Genomic DNA, 22,865 nt, shown 5'->3' on the forward strand with positions numbered 1-22,865 from the left:
GCAAGAAAAAGGCCGCCTCGCGGGCGGCCTTGGCGAACGGCGCGGGGCCGATCAGGCGTTCACGCTGTCTTTCAGCGCTTTTGCGATGGTGAATTTCACCTGCTTGTCCGCCGGCTTGGTCACGGTTTCGCCGGTGGCCGGGTTGCGCACCTGACGTTCCGGGCGGGCACGGCAGACGACCTTGCCAAGGCCCGGCAGCGTGACGGCGCCACCGGCGGCCACTTCCCGCGCCACGATGGCGGCGATCGCATCCAGCGCGGCGCCGGCGGTCTTCTTGTCTGCGCCCATCGCGTCGGACAGGGCGGCCACGAGTTGCGTCTTGGTCATCGGTTTCGACATTTTCTTTCCTTTGGTCTTGTCCCCGCTGTTTGGCGGAGAATAAGCCCCTCGGGGCATGGATGGACAGTGCTACACAGGTTTTCGCGGCAAAGTGCAAGCCCAGAATGCCGGGATGCGCGCCCTGCCGCGCTGCTGCATCGCAGCGTTACAGGAAGGCGGTTTCCTCGAAGCTGCGCAACTTCCGGCTGTGGATACGTTCAACCGGCATGTCGCGCAACTGTTCCATGGCGTGAATGCCGATCAGCAGATGGCGCGCAACCTGACTGCGGTAGAAATCGGTTGCCATGCCGGGCAGCTTCAGCTCGCCATGCAGCGGCTTGTCCGAGACGCAGAGCAGCGTGCCATAGGGCACCCGGAAGCGGAAACCGTTGGCGGCGATGGTGGCGCTTTCCATGTCCAGCGCGACGGCGCGCGACTGGCTGAGCCGCTGCACCGGGCCGGACTGGTCGCGCAGTTCCCAGTTGCGGTTGTCGATGGTGGCAACCGTGCCGGTGCGCATGATCCGTTTCAGTTCGTAACCCTGCAACTGGGTCACATGCTCCACCGCGCGCTCCAGTGCGATCTGGATTTCCGCCAGCGCCGGGATCGGCACCCAGATCGGCAGGTCGTCGTCCAGAACGTGATCTTCGCGCAGATAGGCATGGGCCAGCACGAAATCACCAAGGCTCTGCGAATTGCGCAGGCCCGCGCAATGGCCCACCATCAGCCAGGCATGTGGGCGCAGCACGGCGATATGGTCGGTCGCGGTCTTGGCGTTCGAGGGGCCGACGCCGATATTGACCAGCGTGATGCCCTGCCCGTCGGGGCGCTTCAGGTGATAGGTCGGCATCTGCGGCATCTTGGGCAGCACCACAAGATCGCCGTCAGGCGTGGTAATCTCGGCATTGCCGGGCGCCACGAACGAGGAATAGCCCGAGGCCGGATCGCCCAGAACCTTGCGGGCATAGGCCTCAAATTCATCCACATAGAACTGATAGTTGGTGAACAGGACGTGGTTCTGGAAATGCCCGGCATCGGTCGCGGTATAATGCGACAGTCGCGCCAGCGAGTAATCCACCCTTTGCGCGGTGAACGGCGCCAGCGGGCGCGAGCCGTCGGGATATTCGGTCAGCACGCCATTCACGATGTCGTCGTTGGTGGTGGCCAGATCCGGCACGTCGAACACGTCACGCAGCGGGAAATCCAGCACGCCCTCCTGCGGCACCAGAACGCCGGGGCGGTTGGCCAGCGCGAAATGCACCGGGATCGGGGTTTGCGACGGGCCGATGGCGATGGGCACGCCGTGATTTTCGATCAGCAGGCCCAACTGCTGGATCAGGTAATTGCGGAACAGGTCGGGCCGGGTGATCGTGGCGACATAGGTGCCGGGCTGGGCCACATGGCCGAAGGACAGCCGCGAATCCGCCTTGGCGAAGCTGGTGGTGACCAGCCGGATCTCGGGATAGCAGGCCCGCAGCCGCGTTTCGGGGCGATTGCCCTGCATCACCGCGTTGAAACCAGCAGTCAGATGCGCGACGGCGGCATCGTAAAGGTCTTGCAGCCGGTCAACGGCGGCGGTCGGATCGGTGAAATATTCCTGCGCCGGATCGGCCGGCGCGTTTTGCGTTTCGGTAAACTGCGTCACATCTTTTTCCATTTTTTTGATCGCCCTTTTTGCACCTTTGCCGGGGGGCAAATCAAGTCTGTTATGGGGGCGCTAACGCAGGCTGGTGAAAGCCGCGTGACATGCGGTCGCGTCGCCACGGCTTGCCAAGGGCGGCGACAGGGCCGAAAACGGGGGAAAGGGAAGGGCGGGGCAGGATGGAACGGCATTTACTGGCAATCGGTTACGGCTATTCGGCGCGGGCACTGACGCGGCGCCTTCTGGCGCAGGGCTGGCGGGTCACCGGCACCACACGCAGCGCCGACCGTGCGGCTGCCATGGTGTCCGATGGGGTGACGCCCCTTGTCTGGCCCGGTGCCGATCTGGGCACAGCGGTCATGGGGGCGAGCCATATCCTGCTTTCCGCCGCGCCGGATGCGGCGGGCGATCCGGTTCTGACGGCGGCGCCAGAGGTGTTCGACCGGCCGTTGCCGGGGCTGCGTTGGCTGGGCTATCTGTCCACCACGGGGGTTTATGGCGACCACGCGGGCGGCTGGGTGGATGAGACGACGCCGCTGACCCCCGGCACCACACGCGGCCATCAGCGCGTCGCGGCCGAGGCCGGGTGGCAGGCGCTCGCCGCCGCGCAGGGCCTGCCCCTGCATATCTTCCGCCTTGCCGGGATCTACGGCCCCGGCCGTGGCCCGTTCCGCAAGGTGCAGGACGGCACCGCGCAGCGGATTGTGAAGCCGGGTCAATATTTCTCGCGCATCCATGTCGAGGACATCGCGCAGGTGCTGGGCGCTTCGATCAACCGGCCCGAGCCGGGGGCGATCTACAATGTCTGTGACGACGATCCATCGCCGCCGCAGGATGTGCTGACCCATGCGGCCGAGTTGCTGGGGGTGGACCTGCCGCCCGTGGTGCCGATTGACGAGGCCCAGATGACGCCGATGGCCCGCAGTTTCTATGCCGAAAGCAAGCGGGTGCGGAATGACCGGATGAAGCATGAGCTTGGCGTGCAGCTTGCCTATCCGACCTATCGGGAGGGGCTGGCGGCGCTACTGGCCGAACATCTCAGGTCAGGCGATTGAGGAGCGCCATAAGTTGCGCCCGCTCTGCCCGGTTCAGCGGCTCCAGCGTGGCGGCGCTGATGCGCAGCCCGTCGGCATAGCGCGCGGCGATCAGCGCGGCGCCTGCCTCGGTCAGGGTGACGGTCAGGCGGCGCTTGTCGCCCGGATCGGCGGCGCGGGTCACAAGGCCCAGCTTTTCCAGCCGTCCCACCACGCCCTTCACCGTTGCCGCATCCATCGAGGCCGCGCGGCCCAGATGGTTCTGGCTCAGCGGCCCCTGCTGGTGCAGCCGCACAAGACAGGCGAATTGCATGGCGGTGATTTCGGGGATGTGCTGCGAGAAGATCGCAAGGTGCCGCTGCGTCACCCGCCGCAGCAGGTAACCGACCTGATCGTCCAGCACATAGGGTTCGGTTTCCTCGCTCACCCCTCTCCGATAACGGCGGGGGGCGGCGGGGGCAAGCGCTTTGCCACCAAAGCTGTCGTCATCAAAACCGTTGACAGCGGGCGGCAGATCGCCGCAGGATGTTTGTATACAAACAATCTGCCTGCCTTTCCCGCCCCGTCCCGCAACCCGCGAGGCCGTTTGTGACCGATTACGCGCGCCCTGAAACGCTTGATCATGCGCTTGGCCTGCTGGCGGCGGGGGGCTGGCGTGTGCTGGCGGGCGGAACGGATCTTTACCCCGCCACGCCGCGCCGCGCGCTGGACTTCGCCGCACTGGACCTGACCGCGCTGCCGGGGATGACCGCGATCACCGAAACCCCCGAGGGGCTGCGTATCGGCGCGGGGGCCACATGGTCCGCACTGGCTGCGGCCGATCTGCCGCCGGCCTGTGCGGCCCTGCAACACGCGTCGCGGCAGGTGGGGGGCTGGCAGATCCAGAATGCGGGCACCATCGGCGGCAATCTCTGCAATGCCTCGCCCGCCGCCGATGGTGCGCCGCCGCTGCTTGTGCTGGAGGCAGAGCTGGAGCTTGCCTCGCCCCGTGGTCCGCGCCGCCTGCCGCTGGCCGAATTTCTGACCGGGGTGCGGCAAACGGCGCTTGCGGTGGATGAACTGCTGCTGGCCGTGCATCTGCCACGCAAGGCGCTGACGGGGCGGTCGGCCTTCCAGAAGCTGGGCGCGCGGGCGCATCTGGTGATCTCCATCGCCATGGTGGCGGCGCGGCTGCGGCTGGAGGGCGGAGTGATTGCCGAGCTTGCACTCTCCGCCGGGGCCTGTGCGCCGACCGCGCGCCGTCTGGCAGCGGCGGAAACGGCCTGCCGGGGTCTACCTCTGGCCGAGGCACTGGCGCGCATCACGCCCGATCTGCTGGCCGCTGACCTTGCCCCAATCGACGACGTGCGCGGCAGCGCCGCCTATCGGCTGGAGGCGGCGGCAGAACTGACCCGCCGCACGATGGAGGCCTCGGCATGATCTGCGTTAACGGCAAGCCTGTCTCCCTAAGCGGCACCACCCGACGCCTGTCGGATGCGCTGCGGGAGGAGGCGGGGCTGACCGGCACCAAGGTCGGCTGCGATGCCGGTGATTGCGGCGCCTGCACCGTGCTCATGGATGGTGCGCCGGTCTGCGCCTGCCTCACGCCCACCGCCCGCGCCAAAGGCCGCGATGTTACCACCATCGAGGCCGACGATCCGCTGCTGACCGCGCTTCGCGCCAGCTTCCTGCGTCATGGTGCGGCACAGTGCGGCATATGCACCCCCGGCATGCTGATGACGGCGCTGGCGCTGCTGCGCCGCAACTCCACGCCCTCGCGCGCCGATGCCGAGGCCGCCTTGGGCGGTGTTCTGTGTCGCTGCACCGGCTATCAGGCCATTATCACAGCAGTCTGCGATACCGCGCCGCCGCCTGCCGCGCCCGAGGGGCGGGTGGGGCAGGCCATTCCCCGGCTGGATGGTGCCGCCAAGGTGGCGGGCGATCTGTTCGGCGCCGATGTCTGGCAGAAGGGCGGGCTGGTGGCGCGGGCGATCCGGTCGCCTCATCCGCATGCGCGCTTCACCTTCGGTGATCTGGCAGCCTGGGCCGCGGCGCAGCAGGCACAGGTGTTCACGGCTGCCGACATCCCCGGTCGCAATGCCTTTGGCGTCATCCCGGCCTTCGCAGACCAACCCGCGCTGGCCGAGGGCACGGCCCGCTTCCGGGGCGAGGCGGTCGCGTTGGTGGCCTTCGAGGATGGGGCGGAACCAGACCTTTCCAGCTTCCCGGTCAACTGGCAGCCTTTGCCGCCGGTGACGATGGCAAAGGCCGTGGCGCCGGATGCGCCGCTTGTCCATCCTTCCCGTCCCGGCAATCTGCTGATCGCAGGTCGGGTCCGGCGCGGCGATGCCGCTGCCGCGCTGGCGGATTCGGCCTTCGTGGTCGAGGGCGAGATGCAGACCGCTTTCGTCGAACATGCCTATATCGAGCCCGAGGCGGGTGCCGCCTGGATGGAAGGTGACACGCTTTGCATCCGGGCCTGCACCCAGGCGCCTGTGATGGACCGCGACGATACCGCCGCCGTGCTGGGCCTATCGCCGGAGCGGCTGCGTATCCTGCCCTCGGCGGTGGGGGGCGGGTTCGGCTCGAAACTGGATGTCAGCCTGCAACCGCTGATCGGGCTTGTCGCGCTGCGCACCGGGCGGCCGGTGCGGATGACCTACAGCCGCAGCGAAAGCATGACTTCCACCACCAAGCGCCATCCGGGGCGGATGCGCGCGGCGCTGGGCTGCGATGCCGAAGGGCGGCTGACGGGCATGACCTTTGACGGCAGTTTCGACACCGGCGCCTATGCAAGCTGGGGCCCGACGGTGGCCAACCGCGTGCCGGTTCATGCCTCCGGCCCCTACCGGATGCCCGCCTATGCGGCCGAAGCGCGGGCGGTGCATACGCATGGCCCGGTTTCCGGCGCGTTCCGGGGCTTCGGTGTGCCGCAGGCGATGCTGCTGTCGGAAACGCTGATGGACCGGCTGGCCGAAACGGCAGGCATCGACGCGCTGGAGTTCCGGCTGCGCAACGCCCTGCGCGCGGGCGACGAAACCGCCACCGGCCAGCACCTCGCCGCACCGGGCATACATGAATGCCTGATCGCGCTGCGCCCGCATTGGCAGCGCGCCTTGGTCGAGGCGCAGGCGCCGGGGCGCGGGGTGGGGCTGGCGACCTGCTGGTATGGCTGCGGCAATACCTCGCTGCCCAATCCGTCGACCATGCGGCTGGGCCTGACCAGTGCGGGCGTCCCGGTGCTGCATCAGGGCGCGACAGACATCGGGCAGGGGTCCAACACCGTCATCCCGCAGATCGCGGCCGAGGCGCTGGGCCTGCCGCTTGCCGCCTTTCGCCTGATCGGCCCCGATACCGCACTGACGCCGGACGCGGGCAAGACCTCGGCCAGCCGGCAGACCTTCGTCTCGGGGCGTGCCGCGCAGGCGTCCGGGGCGGCGCTGCGGGCCGAGATCCTGCGGCGGCTGAACCTCGGTCAGGGCGCGCGGCTGACGCTGGAAGGCGCCACGCTGACAGGCACCGAAAACGGCCGGACCGCGCGGCTCGACCTGTCCGCGCTGCCCGAGGGCCCCTTTGGCTATGTGCTGATGGCCGAGGAAAGCTATGACCCGCCCACTGCGGCCCTGGACGAAAACGGGCAGGGCATCCCCTATGCCGTCTATGGCTTCGGCGCGCAGATGGTGGAGCTTGAGGTCGATGCTGCGCTGGGCACCGTGCGGCTGCTGAAAATCACCGCCGCGCATGACCTTGGCCGCGCCATCAACCCGCTGCTGGCAAGGGGCCAGATCGAGGGCGGTATCGCGCAGGGTATCGGCCTTGCGCTGATGGAGGAATACCTGCCCGGCCGGACCGAGAACCTGCATGATTACCTGATCCCCACCACCTCGGACGTGCCGCCCATTGAAAGCCTACTGATCGAGGTGCCGGACCCGGAAGGCCCCTTCGGCGCCAAGGGCCTTGGCGAACACACGCTGATCCCGACAGCGCCCGCAATCCTCAATGCGATCCGGCACGCGACCGGCATCGCGCTGACCCGCGTGCCGGTTCTGCCGCATCGGCTTCGCGCGGCGATTTCGGGGGGTAGGGCATGAGGCTGCTTTTATCTTGGCTTAAGTATCCTCGGGGGTGTGGGGGCCGACAGCCCCCACCAACCTCGCCATCCGGGGCCACGCCATGACCAGTGCGCCTTCCGAAAAGATCCGCTGCGATGCCTGTCCGGTGATGTGCTACATCGCCCACGGTCAGACCGGCGCCTGCGACCGCTATGCCAATGATGCGGGTCGCATCGTCCGCACCGATCCCCTGGTGATGCTGTCGCAGGCTCTGGCATCGGGCACCCCGGTCATTCCCTTCGCAGGTGCCGGCTGGGAGGGCACGTTGGCCCCGACCGACGCCACCGTCACCGCCATAGGCGCAGGCACCACCTACCCGGATTTCAAACCCGCGCCCTTCATCGTCGCCTCCCGTCCCGAGGGCGCCGACATGGTGACCGTGGTGACAGAGGCGATCTTTTCCTACTGCGGCGTCAAGGTGAAAATCGACACCGACCGCTTCCTTGGCCCCGAGGGCGCCACGGTCCGCGCGGGGGGCGAGGCGGTGGGGCATGTCACCACGGCCGAATATGGCTCGCAGATGCTGTCACTGGGGGGGGTGCATCACCTCACCGGCGGGTCAAAACCCGAAGGGCGGCTGACCTGTTCCACCCTGCTCGCGCTCTGCAACCGGGAGGCGGTGGAGTTGGCAATCGACGGCGGCTCGACCGTTATCGTGCAGGCGGGGCGCGCGCCGATTGTGGATGGCAAGCCCGAGCACCGGATGCGCGTCGGCTGTGGCTCTGCCACCATCGGGATGTTCGCGGCGCAATGGCAGGGTCTGGTGGACGAGGTGGTGGTGGTGGACGACCATATCACCGGCGTGGTGTCGGAACATCAGGCGGGCAAGGTGATCGGCTGGCCGCCCAGCGGCATCCGCATAAAGGGGCATCGGTCCACCCCCGGCCGCTATTTCCGCGTCTCCGACCCCGGCCTTGGCTGGGGCGGCACCCGGCTGACCGACCCGCTGGAAATCCTCGGGTCCTGGGAGCCGAAGAAGGGTGCGCGGCCGGGGCTGAGCCTGTTGATGGTTTCGACCACGGGTGAGGATTGGGGCTTCTACATCCTCGACGACAGCCTGACCCCGCAACCCGCCCCGCTGCCCGAAGCCCTGCGCGCCACTGTCGATCTGATCGCGGAAAACTGTGAACCCTCGCTTTGCACGGTGCTGTTCATGGGCGGGGCAGGGGGCAGCCTGCGGGCAGGGGTCACGCGCAATCCGGTGCGGCTGACGCGTTCGGTCCAGACCGGGGAAACCGTGCTGACCTCGGGTGGCGCCGACTGCTACATCTGGCCCGGCGGCGGCATCACCTTCATGGTGGATGTGACGCGCCTGCCGCCCGGCGCTTTCGGCTATGTGCCGACCCCGGCGCTGGTGGCTCCGCTGGAGTTCACCCTGCCGCGCGACGCCTATCTTGCGCTGGGGGGCCACGCCGAGGCGATCCGCGATCTGCCCGACATCCTGCGCGTGGGCGGCGAATACCCGACCGCCGCGCGCATCCTGCCACGGGGGGAAGCATGATGGCCGCCGAAGCCCGCCGCCTGCCCGATGGCCGCCTGCATCTGCACCACGGCCCGATGGACCTGATCCTTGGCGCCGATGGCACGTCAGAGGCGGTAGAGGCCGCTTTCACCGCTGCCACCGCCCGCTTCGCGCCGCTGCTGGAGGAACTCGTCGCCGAGCTTCCCGCGCTGCGCAGCGCTGCGTCGCTGCCCCTGCACGGGGCCACAGCGCGGCGGATGGCACAGGCGGTGGCGCCGCATCGGCCGGGTTTCATCACCCCGATGGCCGCCGTTGCGGGTGCGGTGGCCGAGACGGTGCTGGACGTCATGCCGCGTCCCGGCCTGACCCGCGCCCATGTGAACAACGGCGGCGACATCGCGCTGTATCTGACGCCCGGCACCCGCTACAGCGCCGCCATCGCGGGCAGCGAGGCCCGCGTGACGATCCAGCATGCCGATCCGGTGCGCGGCATCGCCACCTCGGGCTGGCGCGGGCGCAGCCAGTCGCTTGGCATTGCCGATGCCGTCACCGTGCTGGCCGCCAGCGCCGCCGCCGCCGATGCCGCCGCGACGATGATCGCCAACGCGGTGGACCTGCCGGGCCATCCCGGCATTACCCGTCTGCCCGCGCGGCAGGTGAAGCATGACAGCGACCTTGGCGATCTGCCAGTGACCATCGGCGTGGCGCCATTGACCAGGGATGAGGCAGAGACCGCCCTGGCCCGCGGCGCGGTCGTCGCCCGACGGCTGATCAATTCGGAAGTGATTGCCGGGGCGGCGCTTTTCCTCCACCCTTGCCTGCAAACCCTCGGCCAGCCGCTGCTGGCCCCCATGCCGGAGCCCTGCCTTGGCTGATTTTCCCATCCGCAAGATCGTGACGCTGACCGAAGAGATCCGCCATGACGGCGGCCCCGCGCCCGACGGGCCGCGCCTGCGCGGCGCCGTGGTCGCGGTGGTGAAGAACCCCTTTGCCGGGCGCTTCGTGCCCGACCTGCAAGCCGCGATGGATGACCTGAAGCCGCTGGGCCTTGCCATGACCGACCGGCTGATTTCGGCGTTGGGGGGGCGGGACGGTATCGACGCCTATGGCAAGGGCGCCATCGTCGGCGCGGCGGGCGAGCTGGAGCATGGCGCGCTCTGGCACGTTCCGGGCGGCTATGCGATGCGCGAGCGGCTCGGCGAAAGCCGCGCCATCGTGCCCTCGGCCAAGAAGCTGGGGCCGATGGGTGCCAGCATCGACATTCCCATCGGTCATATCAACGCGGCCTATGTCCGCAGTCATTTCGACGCGATGGAGGTCACGGTTCCCGATGCGCCAAAGCCGGACGAGATCGCCTTTATCCTCGTCATGGCCAAGGGGCCGCGTATCCATGCCCGGATGGGCGGGCTGGAAGTGCATCAAGTGAAGGGGGAGGACGGGCTGCGATGATCCGGCGCGGCGGTCTTGCACTTGGCCTTGCGCTCGCCCCGGCGGGGGCCCTGGCCTGTGCGCTGCCGCCGTCGATCATCCTGACGCTGCCGACCGGGCATTACATGGCCGGGGCGGCCGGGGTAGTGGCGCTGACCGCGCTGTGGGGCGGCGCGGCGCGGCGGCTGCCCGCCTTCCGCGCCCGGCTGCTGCTGGAGCGCGCGGTGTTTCTGCCCGAAACGCTGACATCTTACCTCAGCTTTCTGGCGCTCTTGGGGCTGCTGTTTCTTGGCTTCACCGGCACACGCGATCCGATGCACAACCTGCTGACGCTGGTATTCTGGACCGGGATCTGGGTGGCGCTGCCGCTGGCCTCGCTGATCTTCGGTAACCTGTGGCGGGCGCTGAACCCGTGGACCGGGCCGGTGCGGCTGACCCGCCGGCTGATCGGGCGCGAGCGCGGCATCGGCCTTGCGCGGTTCGGCCACTGGCCCGCCGTAGCGGGGCTGCTGGGGTTCCTCTGGTTCCAGCTTGTTTCACTTTCGCCCGACGATCCGCTGGTGCTGGCGCAGGTGATCGGGGTCTACTGGCTGGCGGTGTTCGTCCTTGCCGTGCTGGAGGGCGAAAATTGGGTGCAAGAGGGTGAGTTCATGACGCTCTACCTAGGTTTCCTCGCCCGCATCGCCCCCTTCTGGCTGGAGATCGACGGTCCCCGCGCCCGGCTTTACGCGGGCCTGCCGGGCACGCAAATCCTGCGCCTGCCGCCGCTGGCACCCTCGACCGTGATCTTCGTCACGCTGGCGCTGGCAGGGCTGACCTTCGACGGGCTGATGGAGACCTTCTTCTGGATGGCGCTGATTGGCGAGAACCCGCTGGAATTCACCGGCCGGTCCGCTGTGCAGGGGGTCAACACGCTGGGCCTGCTGGCGGTCTGGGCGCTGACGGCGGGCAGTATTCTGGGCGTGCTGGCGCTGGGGCGGCGGCTGGGGCGACACACCGGGCCGTTCTGGGCCGGTGCGGGGCCTGCCATGCTGGCCTTCCTTGCCATCGCGGCGGGTTATCACGCGGCGCATTATCTGGTGACGCTGCTGACGTCTGGCCAATATGTGCTGGCGGCAATGAACGACCCGTTCTTCCGGGGTGATGCCCTGCTGGGGCTGGAGCCGTTCTTCGTGGGCTTCGGCTTCCTGACCGATCAGGCGGCGATGACGGCGATCTGGAACAGCCAGTTCGCCCTGATCCTTGGTGCACATCTTCTGGCGCTGCTGCTGGCACTGCATCTGTCGGCGCGGGTGGGCGATACCCGCGCCATCGCCCATCTGCCGATGACCGCGCTGATGGTGGGATACACGGTTCTTGGGCTCTGGCTCTTGTCCTCGCCCAGGGGGGTGTGAAACAAGTCATTGCAAATAATGCTGTTTTTATTTGCAAACATACAAAACCATACGGGCGGAACGCCCGGCCAACAGGGGAGACGATGATGACGACCGACCTCGCAGGCCTCAAGACCAACCGCCGCCGCGTTCTGGGCGGCCTTGCCGCCGGGGGCGCGCTGATGCTGGGCGCGGCGCCGCGCTTCGTGCAGGCGCAATCCTCGGCCCCGATCAAACTGGGGTTCCAGTTGCACCGCACCGGCATCGGCGCCGCCTACGGCCGCTGGTATGAACGCACGACGCAAGCGGCGCTGAAGCTCCTGAACGATCAGGGCGGCATCAATGGTCGCCCGGTCGAAATCGTGTTCGAGGATGACGGCACCGACCCCAAGCGCGGCGCCGAGGTGGTGGAAAAGCTGACCACGCAGGCCGGGTGCGACCTGATTTTCGGGCCGCTGTTCAGCCATGTCGTCATCGGCTCTGCCCCCCGCGCGGGCGAGTTGAAGGTGCCCTATCTGGTTTGCTCTGAAGGCTATCACGTTGCCAGCGGCATGCTGAACCGCTGGACGCTGCAACCGGGCATCACCGATGTGCGCGCGCAGGTCAGTTCCATGGCGCCCTGGGTCATGCAAAACCTCGGCAAGAAGGTGACCATGGTCTTCCCTGACTATGCTTTCGGCCATGATCACCGCGATTTCTTTACCGAGGCGGTGAAGGCGCAGGGCGGCGAGGTGATCGCCCAGATCGCCATTCCGCCGACCGAGACCAGCTTCACCCGCTATCTGCCGCAGATTCCGGCGGAAACCGAAGTGCTGTATCATGTCATGGTTGGCCCCGCCGTCCTGACCTTCGTGAAGGAGTTGGGCGAGTTCTACGGCAGCGGCGCGCGCCCGCAGATTTTTGGCTTCATCGACAGTCTGGAGGCGGTGGATACCGCAGCACCCGGGCTGGAATTCCTTGAGGGCACGCATTTCTGGGAAGGCCATTGCCGGGTGAAACAGGCGGATGCGCCGGAATGGGAAAGCACCTATCGCGCCGCTGTGGGCGTGGATGACAACGGCGCCTCGGTCAGCGGTGCGCGGGACGTGGCGACCTATGCGCATATGTTTTCCTGCTGGGAGACGCTGTTCGTCATCAAGAAGGGGATGGAGGCCTCGGGCTATCAATCCACCGCGGACCGGCAGAAATTCGTCGAGGCCATCGAAGCGATGACGGCTTTCGACGCCGGGCTGGAGCATGTGCAGGGCGCCAAGACCTTCAACGGCAAGACCCATCAGGTGTTCGGCCAGCAGTTCATCTCGAAGGTCGAGGGCGGCAAGCTGATGCGGGTGCATGCGACCTCGATCGACGACGGCATGTATCCCGATGCGGTGGATTACACCGCGCAAAGCTTCTGAAAGGGGACAGGCGGGGGCCTTCGCGTCCCCGCCGCTGACATATGGGAACAGGACCGTTTCTTCTGCTCGCCTCGCTTGAAGGCATGGTGATGGCCGCCGTGCTGGCGCTGACCGCCGTAGGGCTGAGCCTCACTTTCGGCGTCATGCGGGTGGTCAATGTGGCGCATGGCGAGTTCTTCATGCTGGGCGCCGTGCTGGCCTGGGTGGTGGCGCAGGCGGTGCCCTCGGCGCCGCTGGGCTTTGTCGCGGCGCTGATCCTGTGCCCGCTGGTGGTGGGGGCGGTGGCGGCGCTGGCCGATACCGCAATCCTCAAGCGCCTGAATTACGACCCGGAGGCGACCATCGTGGCGACCATCGGGATTTCCTACATCCTGCAACAGGGCGCGCTGAGCTTCTTTGGCCCCGATGCCCGCGCGGTGGAGGCACCGTTCAGCCTGCGGCTGCAATTCCCGTGGTTCGGCTATTCCGGCTACAAGCTGTTCGTGGTGGTCGCGGCGGGGCTGGTCCTGCTGGCGGTCTGGCTGTTCATGACACGCAGCCGCGCGGGGCTGGTGATGCGCGCGACGCAGGTGGACCGCAATACCGCCCGCGCCTTCGGGATCAACGTCGATCGCGTCTATGCGGGCACCTTCGCGCTGGGCGCGGCGCTGGCCGCCGTGGCGGCGGTGCTGATCGTGCCGATCCAGCAGGCCCATTACCTGATGGGGCATGACCCGCTGCTCCTGAGCTTCATCGTTGTGATCATCGGCGGGCTGGGGTCCATCCGGGGCACGCTGATCGCGGCGCTGCTGATCGGGCTGTCGGACGGCATCATCTCGATGTTCTTCACGCCAACGCTGGCCAAGATCGTGGCGACGCTGGCGGTGGCGCTGGTGTTGGTGTTCCGCCCGCAGGGCCTGTTCGGGGCGCGGGCATGAGGGCGCTGTCGCTGCATCTGGCGGTTCTGGCCCTGCTGCTGGGGCTGCATTTCGTGCTGCCGGCCTATCACCACGCCAATCTGGCGCGGATCATGGTGCTGGCGGTCTTTGCCATGGGGTATAACATTGCCTTCGGCTACACGGGGCTGCTGAGCCTTGGCCATGCGTTGCTCCTGTCGGCGGGCATGTTCGGCGCGGGGCTGTTGATCCAGCATTTCGGGCTGACCGCCGCGCCTGCTTTGCTGATCGGCACCTTGGCTGGCGCCGCCATGGCCGCCGTGACCGGCTTGCTGGCGCTGCGCACCACCGGGGTCAGCCTGATGATCGTCACGCTGATGTTCGCGCAGGCAGGCTATCTGACGCTGCTTTACTTCGGTGCGGTCACCGGCGGGGACGAGGGCTTCCCCGTGCCCGCCGCCGGGCGGGTCGCCTTCGGGCTGAACCTTGCGGCAGAGGGGCCGCGCTATCTGGTGGCGCTGGGCCTGTTCGCGGTCGCGCTGATGGGCAATCTGGCGCTGGTGCGGTCGCGCTTCGGCCGCGTCATGGTCGCCATGCGCGAGAACGAGGAACGCAGCCGCATGCTGGGCTACAACCCCTTCGCGGTGAAGCTGGGGTTGATGGCGCTGTCCGGCCTTTATGCCGGGGCGGCGGGGGCGTTCTACGGGGTGATGTTCGGCTATGTCGGTGCCACCTTCGCCACCATCCCCTATTCCATCCTGCCCCTGCTTTACGTCCTCTTGGGCGGGGCAGGGGTGACCTTGGGGCCGCTTCTGGGCGCCGTTCTGATGTTCTATCTGATCGACTTGGCCTCCAGCCATACCACGGTGCAACTGGCGGTCACCGGCGGCGCGCTGCTGGTGCTGGTGCTGTTCGCGCCGAAGGGCATTCTGGGCAGCTTGCGGGAAAGGGGGCTGGCGTCATGGCTTCCATGATCTTGCAGGCCGAGGGTCTGAAGCGGCATTTTGGCGGGTTGAAGGCGGTGGATGGCGTCGATCTGGCGCTGAACGCGGGCGAGATTCATGCGCTGATCGGGCCGAATGGCGCGGGTAAGACCACGCTGGTCAGCCTGCTGTCGGGGCGGCAGGTGCCCGATGCCGGGACCATCCGCTTTGACGGCGCCGACATCACCCGCCTGCCCGCGCATGAACGGGTGCGGCGCGGTATCGGCTATACCTTCCAGATCACCGCGATCTATGCCGGGCTTTCGGTTTTCGACAACCTCGCGCTGGCGGTGCAGCGTGGCCATCCGCGCGATCTGTCCGGCGCGGTGACCGAGGCGGCGGCGCGGGTGGGGCTGGAGGCTCTGTTGCCGCAGATTGCCGGAACGCTCAGCTACGGGCATCAGCGGTTGTTGGAGATCGGCATGGGCCTTGCGCTGCATCCCCGGCTTCTGATCCTTGACGAGCCGACGCAGGGCTTTGCGGCGGGCGAGATCGAGGGGTTCATGGCGCTGGTGCGCGGGCTGGTGCCCGCAACGACTGTGCTGCTGATCGAACACAACATGGATGTGGTCATGGCGCTGGCCGAACGGATCACGGTGCTGGATCAGGGGCGCGTGCTGGCCTCGGGCCTGCCGGCCGAAATCCGCGCGAACCGGGCTGTGCAGGACGCCTATCTGGGGGGCAGCCATGCTGGTGATTGAGGGGCTGACCGCAGGCTATGGCGGCGCGCCGGTGCTGCATGGTGTGGGCCTGCATGCAGCGCCCGGCAAGGTGACCTGCGTCATGGGCCGCAATGGCGCGGGCAAGACTACGCTGATGCGGGCGATCATGGGCCAGTTGCGGGCGTCCTCGGGCACGATTCATCTGGATGGCGAGGCGCTGCATGGCCTGCCCGCGCATGAGGTGCCCCGTCATGGGGTGGCGCTGGTGCCGCAGGGGCGGCGGCTGTTCGGGCCGCTGACCGTGGCCGAGAATATCGAGATCGGGCTGATGACCCGCCGCAAGGGCCGCGCGGTGCGCGAGCATGTGCTGGACCTGTTTCCCCGGCTGCGTGAACGGCTGGACCAGCAGGCTCGCACGCTGTCGGGGGGCGAACAGCAGATGCTCGCGCTGGCCCGTGCGCTGTGTCTGGAACCCAAGGTCTTGCTGCTGGATGAACCGACCGAGGGGTTGCAGCCCTCGATGATCCGGCTGATTCGCGACACGGTGCTGAAGCTGAAGGCGACCGGCGTCGCCGTGGTGCTGGTGGAACAGCGGGTGGAGGCGGTGCTGGAGGTCGCGGATAGCGTGGCCTTCATGGCGCAGGGCCGGGTGGCCGAGGTGCTGCCGGCCCATGGGCTGACGCCGCAATCACCGCAATTCGCAACCTGGGTGGGGGTGTAGATGGCCGGGCTGGTCGCAGGGGTCGATGTCGGGGGGACGTTCACGGATCTGGTGATCTTCGATCCCGGCTCGGGCGCGGTGCGGCTGGCCAAGGTGCCGACGACGCTGGACAATCAGGCGCATGGGGTGATGGCGGCCTTTGAGGCCGCCGGGGCCGATCTGGCGCAGGTGGCGCTTGTGGTGCATGGCACCACGACCACCACCAACGCGGTGCTGGAACGCAACCTTTGCCGCACCGGGCTTGTGACGACGGAAGGCTTCCGCGATGTGCTGGAACTGGGCCGCCGCACCCGGCCGCAGCCCTATGGCATGACCGGCCGTTTCGTGCCGGTGATCCCGCGCGACCTGCGGCTGGAAGTGCCTGAGCGTATGGATGCCGAGGGCCGCGTGGTCACCCCGCTGGACGAGGCTGCGTTGCGCGACGCCATTACCGCGCTGGTGGCGGCGGGTTGCGAAAGTCTGGTCATCCACTTCCTGCACAGTTACGCCAACCCCGCGCATGAACTGCGCGCGCTGGAGATCGCGCGCGACCTCTGGCCCACGCCCTATATCACCGCCGGGCATCAACTGCTGTCGGAAAGCCGGGAGTTTGAACGCGGCGTGACGGCGGCGGTGAATGCGGCGGTGCAACCGTTGCTGGAGCGTTACGTCTCGCGCCTCGCGGCGGAACTGAAGGGCAGGGGCTACCGTGCTGACCTTCTGGTGATGAACGGCAATGGTGGCATGGTCAGTGCCGCCCATGTCGCGCGCGAGGCGGTGAAGACGGTGATGTCCGGCCCCGCTTCGGGAGTGATGGCGGCCTGCTACACCGGGCAGCGCGCCGGGATGGCGAACCTGATTACCTATGACATGGGAGGCACCTCGACCGATGTGGCGCTGATCCGCGACGCGCGCCCGCCGGTCTCGAACGAGATCGAGGTGGAATATGCCATGCCGATCCATGTGCCGATGGTGGATGTGCGCACCGTCGGCGCCGGTGGCGGGTCGATCGCGCGGGTCAATGCGGCGGGGATGCTGCGGGTCGGGCCGGAAAGCGCGGGCGCGATGCCCGGCCCGGTCTGCTATGGCCGGGGCGGCACGCAGGTCACGATTTCGGATGCGAACCTGATCCTTGGCCGCTTGCCCACCGAACGCTTCGGTCAGGCGGCAGAAGCCGCCCGCGCCGCGATGGAAGATCAGATCGCCCGCCCGCTGGGCCTGTCGGTCGAGGCCGCGGCCGAGGCGGTGCTGCGCATCGCCAATACCCATATGGCGGGGGCGATCCGCATGGTGTCGATCTCCATGGGGGCGGACCCCCGCGATTTTGCGCTGTTCGCCTTTGGCGGGGCAGGGCCGCTGCATGCGGCGGAGCTGGCGCGCGAACTCGCCATTCCGCGTGTGCTGATCCCGGCGCGGCCGGGGATCACCAATGCGCTGGGCTGCACGGTCGCCGATCTGCGCCACGATTTCGTGCGCACGGTGAACCGCCCGCTGGATACGGTGGATATGGATGCCGTCCATGCCCTCTGGGCCGGGCAAGAGGCACAGGGCCGCGCGCTGATCGCGGCCGAGGAAGTGGCGCTGATCGGGGTGGAGGCCGAATTTTCCGCCGATATGCAATTCGTCGGCCAGACCCACCTTCTGCGCGTGCCGCTGCCCGATGGCGCCCCCACGCGCGCCGATCTTCAGGCGCGGTTCGAGGCGGCCTATCACGCCCGGTTCCGCGTCGATCTGCCGGAGATTCGCGCCAATCTGGTGAACCTGAATTGCAGCGTCATCGGCCGCCGCCCCGATCTGGATCTGTCGCGCCTGATCGACCCGGCGGGGCGGCGCGATCTGGCGGGCGCCCTGACGGGGCGGCGGCAGGTCTGGTTCGGCGGTTGGCAGGATGTGCCGGTCTACCGCCGCGAATGGTTGCCCGCCGACGCGGTGCTGGAGGGCCCTGCGATCATCGAACAGATGGATACGACGACGCTTCTGCCCCCCGGCGACCGGATGGAGACGGATGCGATGGGCAATCTGATCCTGACAGTCGGAGGCGGCGCATGATTGACCCGGTGACACTCGCCGTCATTCAGGCGGGGTTGCAACAGGTCTGCGACGAGATGGACCTGACCTTCTCGCGCGCGGCCTTCTCGCCCGTCATTGCCGAGGCGGATGACCGTTCCGATGGTATCTATTCGGCGGAAGATGGCAGCCTGATCGCGCAAGGCGCGCGGGGGTTGCCGGTTTTCGTGGGCACGATGCAGTTTTCCACCCGCCACCTGATCGGGCGTATCGCCAGCGGCGAGACCTCGGCCCCAGAACCGGGCGACATTTATATCGTCAACGACCCCTACCTTGGCGGCACGCATCTGATGGATGTGCGCTTTGCGCTGCCCTTCTATCGGGCGGGGCGGCTGTGGTGCTGGCTGTCGAACACCGGCCACTGGCCAGATACGGGCGGCGCGGTGCCGGGGGGCTTTTCCGCCTCGGCCACGGCGGCGGAGCAAGAAGGGCTGCGCCTGCCGCCGGTGAAGCTGTTCAAGCGGGGGCAGATGGACCGCGAGATCTGGCAGATCATCTGTTCCAACATCCGCGTGTCCGGCCAGCGCATCGGGGATGTGAAGGCACAGGCGGCAGCGCTGCTGGTCGGGGCCGAACGGCTTGGCGCGCTGATGGACCGTTACGGCGATGATATCGTGGCCGGGGCGATTGCCGAGATGCGGGCGCTGGCGGCGCGGCAGATGCGCGCGAATATCGCGCTGGTGCCGGACGGGGTTTATACCGCGAAAGCCTGGGTGGACAGCGACGGGGTGGTGAACGAGCCGCTGGAAATCGCGCTCTCGGTGGCAAAAACCGCAGACGGGCTGGTCTTCGATTTCACCGGCTCGTCGGCGCCCTGCGCGGGGCCGATGAACTCGGTCCGTGCCACCACGCTGTCGTCGGTCTATCTGGCGATGCGGCATATCTTTCCCGATGTGCCGATCAGTGCGGGGGCCTTTGAGCCGCTCACAGTGCGCGGCATTGAAGGCACTTTCCTTGACGCCCATTACCCCCGCCCTGTGTCGGGCTGCGCGGCAGAGGTCAGCCAGCGCATCGCCGAGGCGGTGTTTGCCGCCATGGTGCAGGCGTTGCCGGACCGGGTGACCGCCGCACCGGCCGGGACCAGCGGCAATTTTGGTCTTGGCGGGCATGACCCGGAAAAGGGTCGCGACTATGTGATGTATCAGATTTCCGGTGGCGGTTATGGCGGCAATGCAGACCATGACGGACTGTCCAATGGCTGTTCCACCATCGGCATTTCCAAGGCGCCGCCGGTCGAGATCATGGAACAGAACTTCCCGGTGCTTTACCGCCGCTATGCGTTGCATGAAGGTTCGGGCGGGGCGGGGCGGTATCGGGGGGGCTTCGGGCTGGATTACGAGATCGAACTCCGGCGTGGCACCGCGCGGGCGAGCTTCGTGATGGACCACGGGCGAAGTGGCCCGCAAGGCGTGCTGGGCGGGCAGGATGGCGGGGTGAACCGGGTCGAGGTGATCCGGGGCGCCGAGGTCTGGGTGCCGCCGCATCTGTCCAAGGCACAGGACGTGCCGCTGCAACCCGGCGACCGGGTGCGTGTCCGCACGCCCGGCGGCGGCGGCTACGGCGATCCTGCAACGCGCGCGCCCGAAGCGGTGGCCGAGGATCTGCGGCTGGGCCGTTACACCGCCGAAGAAGTGGCGCGGCTGTTTAGGCGCTGAAACGAAAAACGCGCGCCGTTTGGCGCGCGTCCTGTTTCGCGGCGCTGGCGGATCAATCCCGCAGCAGCTCGTTGATCGAGGTCTTGGAGCGGGTCTGCGCATCCACCTTCTTCACGATCACCGCGCAGTAAAGGTTGATGCCGTTCTTCGACGGCATCGACCCGGCCACGACGACCGACCCTGCCGGAACCTCGCCATACATCACCTCGCCGGTTTCCCGATCGACGATCTTGGTCGATTTGCCAATGAACACCCCCATGCCGAGGACCGAGCCTTCGCGCACGATGCAGCCCTCAACGACTTCGGAGCGGGCACCGATGAAGCAATTGTCCTCGATGATGGTGGGGCCAGCTTGCATCGGTTCCAGCACGCCGCCGATGCCGACGCCACCCGACAGGTGGACGTTCTTGCCGATCTGCGCACAGGAGCCCACGGTGGCCCAGGTATCGACCATGGTGCCCTCGTCCACGAAGGCGCCAAGGTTTACGAAGCTGGGCATCAGCACAACGCCCTTGGCAATATGCGCGGATTTGCGGACGATGCAGTTCGGCACGGCGCGGAACCCGGCGGCCTTGAATTCAGCCTCGCCCCAGCCGTAAAACTTGCTGTCTACCTTGTCCCACCAGTTGCCCGCCTGCGGGCCACCGGATTGCAGTTCCATATCCTTCAGGCGGAAGCCCAGAAGAACGGCCTTTTTGGCCCATTGGTTGACATGCCAGTCGGAATTGCCGCGCTTTTCCGCCACGCGCAGGGTGCCCGCGCCCAAAGCTTCCAGCGTCGCCTCGACAGCATCGCGGGCTTCGCCCCTGGTTGCCGGGGTGATGGCGTCGCGCGCCTCCCATGCGGTTTCGATAGCGGCTTCCAGTGCGGCGTTGCTCATGGCGCTCCCTTCCCTATCCGGCGATTGCGCCATAGCCTATAGACGCAGGCCCCGGCCCGCGCAATCGCCGTTCCCGACCCGTGCCGCCTGTGCCGCGACCAAAACCAAGGAAGACCGCATGACCGACGACGCCCGCCAGCACCCGTTTCGTGACAGCCATCAGGACGTGGCGGCGACCCACCGTATTCCCGATACGCCGCAGACCCGTGCCCCGGCGTATCGGCTGGCCTTCACCGACACCGATTTTCTGATGCGCGAGGAGCTGCGGCCGGTACGGCTGCAACTGGAGTTGCTCAAGCCGCAGATGGTGCTGGACGAACGCGGGATCGAATCCACCATCGTGCTGTTTGGCGGCGCCCGTATCCCGGCGCCTGACCACAAGGAAGCGGCGAAAACCCCGGTTCTGGCGGAACTGTCGAAATATTACGACGAGGCGCGGCGCTTTGCCCGGATGATGACCGAGCGCAGCCTGCAAAGCTATGGTCGTGAGAATGTAATCGTGACCGGAGGCGGGCCGGGGGTGATGGAGGCCGGCAACCGCGGCGCCGATGATGCGGGCGGCCAGTCCATCGGGCTGAATATCGTGCTGCCGCATGAACAGGCACCGAATGCCTATGTGACGCCCGACCTGTCGTTCAACTTCCACTACTTCGCCATCCGCAAGATGCATTTCCTGATGCGGGCCAAGGCGATCTGCATCTTCCCCGGCGGCTTTGGCACGCTGGACGAGATGTTCGAAAGCCTGACCCTGATCCAGACCCGGCGAATGCGGCCCGTGCCCTTCCTGCTGTTCGGGCGCGGGTTCTGGGAGAAGATTATCAACTGGCAGGCCCTAGCCGAGGCCGGCACCATCAGTCCCGAGGATCTGGACCTGTTCCGTTATGTCGATACCGCGGAAGAGGCGGTGGCCATCATCGACGGCTGGCAGGAACCCTGCCCCTGATCACTGTCCCCTGATGCCTAGCGCAGGGCGCGGCCCTTGATAATGGCGTCGCGGCCAAAGCGGGCGCGGATTTGATCGGTCGCGGCCTCTGCCTTCGCCCGGGTGGCGGCCTGCGGGTCCAGGAGATCGGCAGTGGTGTCAGCCTCCTGCCCCGGCACCAGATCGGCGATGCCGCAGCCGATCAGCCGGTAGGCGGCCCCCTTCGGCACCTGATCGAACAGCGCCCGCGCCTCGCGGTAGATGCGGTCAGCCATCTGCGTCGGCGCGGGCAGGGCGTGGCGTCGGCTGACCTGCACGAAATCCGCACGTTTCAGCTTCAGCGTCACGGTCCGGCCCGCCAACCCCTTCGCCTTCGCCCGGTCGGCCACCTGCACCGCCAGCCGCCACAGATGCCCGTCCAGCAGATCGGCATCGGCGGTATCCTCGTTGAAGGTGGTCTCTTTCGAGATGGTCTTGAGCTTTTCGTCCCGGCTGACGCGGCGGCTGTCCTGCCCGCGCGCCAGATGCCAGAGCCGCCCGCCCATATGGCCGAAACGCGCCACCAGATCCGCCTGATCCCAGCGCAGCAGGTCAGCGATGGTGCGGATGCCCGCCGTTTCCAGCGCGGTCTGGGTGGCGGTGCCGACGCCCCAGATGATGCGGACGGGTTTCGGGGTCAGAAAGGCTTCGGTCTCGGCCTGACCGATCACCGAAAACCCGCGCGGCTTGTCGAGGTCAGAAGCGATCTTGGCCAGAAACTTGTTATGCGACAGGCCGATGGAGCCGGAGATGCCCAACTCTGTCTCCATCCGCCGCACAAGGCGAGCCAGCATCACCGCAGGCGGCGCGCCATGCAGACGCGCGGTGCCGGTGAGGTCGAGGAAAGCCTCATCAAGGCTCAGAGGTTCGATGGCAGGGGTCATATCCTCCATCATGGCGCGGATTTTGCGCGACACCTCGGCATAGACCTGTATGCGCGGCTTGATGACCACGGCAGAGGGGCAGAGCTTCAGCGCCTGAAACATCGGCATGGCCGAACGCACACCGGAAATCCGCGCGATATAGCAGCATGTGGAAACCACACCCCGCGTGCCGCCGCCCACGATGACCGGCTTGTCGGCCAGATCAGGATTGTCGCGTTTCTCGACCGAGGCATAGAAAGCGTCGCAATCCATATGGGCGATGGACAGATCCCAAAGCTCGGGGTGTGACAGCACGCGCGGGCTGCGACAGGCCGGGCAGCGGCTGCCGGTGTCGAAGGCGGTCAGGCAGGAACGGCAAAGCGCGGGCATGGCACCTTTTACCATACCCGCGCGACTCTGACAGTGGGGTGCAAATTCCTTCCTCAAGGAATTTGCAAAAGTTTTCAGGAAAAC

At 67.2% G+C, this 22,865-nt stretch carries 20 protein-coding genes; 15 read left to right on the plus strand and 5 right to left on the minus strand.

Features of this window, described 5'->3' with window-relative positions:
• Nucleotides 1-51 precede the first annotated feature (51 nt).
• Nucleotides 52-339: an HU family DNA-binding protein gene (locus D2N39_RS05085; RefSeq protein WP_108128987.1), complete on the minus strand. Its 288-nt coding sequence runs from the start codon at nucleotides 337-339 to the stop codon at nucleotides 52-54.
• 145 nt (nucleotides 340-484) lie between these two features.
• Nucleotides 485-1,963 (minus strand): AMP nucleosidase, encoded by a 1,479-nt coding sequence (locus D2N39_RS05090; RefSeq protein ID WP_233557055.1) that lies wholly within the window; start codon nucleotides 1,961-1,963, stop codon nucleotides 485-487.
• 176 nt (nucleotides 1,964-2,139) lie between these two features.
• On the opposite strand from D2N39_RS05090, the gene D2N39_RS05095 reads away from it, so the two are divergent.
• Nucleotides 2,140-3,015: an SDR family oxidoreductase gene (locus D2N39_RS05095; protein ID WP_119133684.1), complete on the plus strand. Its 876-nt coding sequence runs from the start codon at nucleotides 2,140-2,142 to the stop codon at nucleotides 3,013-3,015.
• On the opposite strand, the gene D2N39_RS05100 is transcribed toward D2N39_RS05095, so the two are convergent.
• Entirely contained in the window at nucleotides 2,999-3,421 is a 423-nt protein-coding gene (locus D2N39_RS05100; RefSeq protein WP_119133685.1) for a MarR family winged helix-turn-helix transcriptional regulator, read from the minus strand. The two genes, D2N39_RS05095 and D2N39_RS05100, sit on opposite strands and share 17 nt — an antisense overlap.
• A gap of 161 nt (nucleotides 3,422-3,582) precedes the next feature.
• On the opposite strand from D2N39_RS05100, the gene D2N39_RS05105 reads away from it, so the two are divergent.
• The 13 genes from D2N39_RS05105 to D2N39_RS05165 all read left to right on the plus strand — a co-directional run bounded on the left by D2N39_RS05105 (nucleotide 3,583) and on the right by D2N39_RS05165 (nucleotide 19,687).
• Nucleotides 3,583-4,413, plus strand: coding sequence for an FAD binding domain-containing protein (locus D2N39_RS05105; protein ID WP_119133962.1), 831 nt, complete (start codon nucleotides 3,583-3,585; stop codon nucleotides 4,411-4,413).
• Nucleotides 4,410-7,064, plus strand: coding sequence for a molybdopterin-dependent oxidoreductase (locus tag D2N39_RS05110; RefSeq protein WP_119133686.1), 2,655 nt, complete (start codon nucleotides 4,410-4,412; stop codon nucleotides 7,062-7,064). Before D2N39_RS05105 ends, D2N39_RS05110 begins: the two co-directional genes overlap by 4 nt.
• Nucleotides 7,065-7,146: 82 nt before the next feature.
• Nucleotides 7,147-8,586, plus strand: coding sequence for a 6-hydroxynicotinate reductase (locus tag D2N39_RS05115; RefSeq protein WP_119133687.1), 1,440 nt, complete (start codon nucleotides 7,147-7,149; stop codon nucleotides 8,584-8,586).
• A complete protein-coding gene (locus tag D2N39_RS05120) occupies nucleotides 8,583-9,422 on the plus strand; it encodes a UPF0280 family protein (protein ID WP_119133688.1) in 840 nt (279 codons plus the stop codon). The genes D2N39_RS05115 and D2N39_RS05120 overlap by 4 nt, the downstream gene beginning before the upstream one ends.
• The gene (locus D2N39_RS05125) at nucleotides 9,415-9,996 is read left to right on the plus strand and encodes an amino acid synthesis family protein (RefSeq protein WP_119133689.1); all 582 of its coding nucleotides are present in this window, start codon (nucleotides 9,415-9,417) and stop codon (nucleotides 9,994-9,996) included. Before D2N39_RS05120 ends, D2N39_RS05125 begins: the two co-directional genes overlap by 8 nt.
• Entirely contained in the window at nucleotides 9,993-11,369 is a 1,377-nt protein-coding gene (locus D2N39_RS05130) for a hypothetical protein (RefSeq protein ID WP_119133690.1), read from the plus strand. Before D2N39_RS05125 ends, D2N39_RS05130 begins: the two co-directional genes overlap by 4 nt.
• Nucleotides 11,370-11,455: 86 nt before the next feature.
• Nucleotides 11,456-12,745 (plus strand): ABC transporter substrate-binding protein, encoded by a 1,290-nt coding sequence (locus tag D2N39_RS05135; RefSeq protein ID WP_119133963.1) that lies wholly within the window; start codon nucleotides 11,456-11,458, stop codon nucleotides 12,743-12,745.
• Nucleotides 12,746-12,786: 41 nt separating this feature from the next.
• The gene (locus D2N39_RS05140; RefSeq protein WP_119133691.1) at nucleotides 12,787-13,662 is read left to right on the plus strand and encodes a branched-chain amino acid ABC transporter permease; all 876 of its coding nucleotides are present in this window, start codon (nucleotides 12,787-12,789) and stop codon (nucleotides 13,660-13,662) included.
• Nucleotides 13,659-14,594 carry a branched-chain amino acid ABC transporter permease gene (locus D2N39_RS05145; RefSeq protein WP_119133692.1) on the plus strand — a complete coding sequence of 312 codons (936 nt, stop codon included), beginning with the start codon at nucleotides 13,659-13,661 and terminating at the stop codon, nucleotides 14,592-14,594. The genes D2N39_RS05140 and D2N39_RS05145 overlap by 4 nt, the downstream gene beginning before the upstream one ends.
• Nucleotides 14,591-15,304, plus strand: coding sequence for an ABC transporter ATP-binding protein (locus tag D2N39_RS05150; RefSeq protein WP_199725209.1), 714 nt, complete (start codon nucleotides 14,591-14,593; stop codon nucleotides 15,302-15,304). Before D2N39_RS05145 ends, D2N39_RS05150 begins: the two co-directional genes overlap by 4 nt.
• Nucleotides 15,291-15,986 carry an ABC transporter ATP-binding protein gene (locus D2N39_RS05155; protein ID WP_119133694.1) on the plus strand — a complete coding sequence of 232 codons (696 nt, stop codon included), beginning with the start codon at nucleotides 15,291-15,293 and terminating at the stop codon, nucleotides 15,984-15,986. Before D2N39_RS05150 ends, D2N39_RS05155 begins: the two co-directional genes overlap by 14 nt.
• Nucleotides 15,987-18,014 (plus strand): hydantoinase/oxoprolinase family protein, encoded by a 2,028-nt coding sequence (locus D2N39_RS05160; RefSeq protein ID WP_119133695.1) that lies wholly within the window; start codon nucleotides 15,987-15,989, stop codon nucleotides 18,012-18,014.
• Nucleotides 18,011-19,687 (plus strand): hydantoinase B/oxoprolinase family protein, encoded by a 1,677-nt coding sequence (locus D2N39_RS05165; protein WP_119133696.1) that lies wholly within the window; start codon nucleotides 18,011-18,013, stop codon nucleotides 19,685-19,687. Before D2N39_RS05160 ends, D2N39_RS05165 begins: the two co-directional genes overlap by 4 nt.
• A 52-nt stretch (nucleotides 19,688-19,739) precedes the next feature.
• Here D2N39_RS05165 and dapD read toward each other — a convergent pair whose 3' ends face one another.
• A complete protein-coding gene (dapD, locus tag D2N39_RS05170; RefSeq protein ID WP_119133697.1) occupies nucleotides 19,740-20,567 on the minus strand; it encodes a 2,3,4,5-tetrahydropyridine-2,6-dicarboxylate N-succinyltransferase in 828 nt (275 codons plus the stop codon).
• Between the two features lie 118 nt (nucleotides 20,568-20,685).
• Between dapD and D2N39_RS05175 the strand changes: the two genes are divergently transcribed.
• The gene (locus tag D2N39_RS05175; protein ID WP_119133698.1) at nucleotides 20,686-21,510 is read left to right on the plus strand and encodes an LOG family protein; all 825 of its coding nucleotides are present in this window, start codon (nucleotides 20,686-20,688) and stop codon (nucleotides 21,508-21,510) included.
• Between the two features lie 17 nt (nucleotides 21,511-21,527).
• On the opposite strand, the gene D2N39_RS05180 is transcribed toward D2N39_RS05175, so the two are convergent.
• Nucleotides 21,528-22,781 (minus strand): DNA polymerase IV, encoded by a 1,254-nt coding sequence (locus D2N39_RS05180; RefSeq protein ID WP_119133964.1) that lies wholly within the window; start codon nucleotides 22,779-22,781, stop codon nucleotides 21,528-21,530.
• Nucleotides 22,782-22,865: the final 84 nt, after the last annotated feature.

The sequence above is a fragment of the Gemmobacter lutimaris genome (assembly GCF_003570715.1).
Taxonomy (GTDB): domain Bacteria; phylum Pseudomonadota; class Alphaproteobacteria; order Rhodobacterales; family Rhodobacteraceae; genus Gemmobacter; species Gemmobacter lutimaris.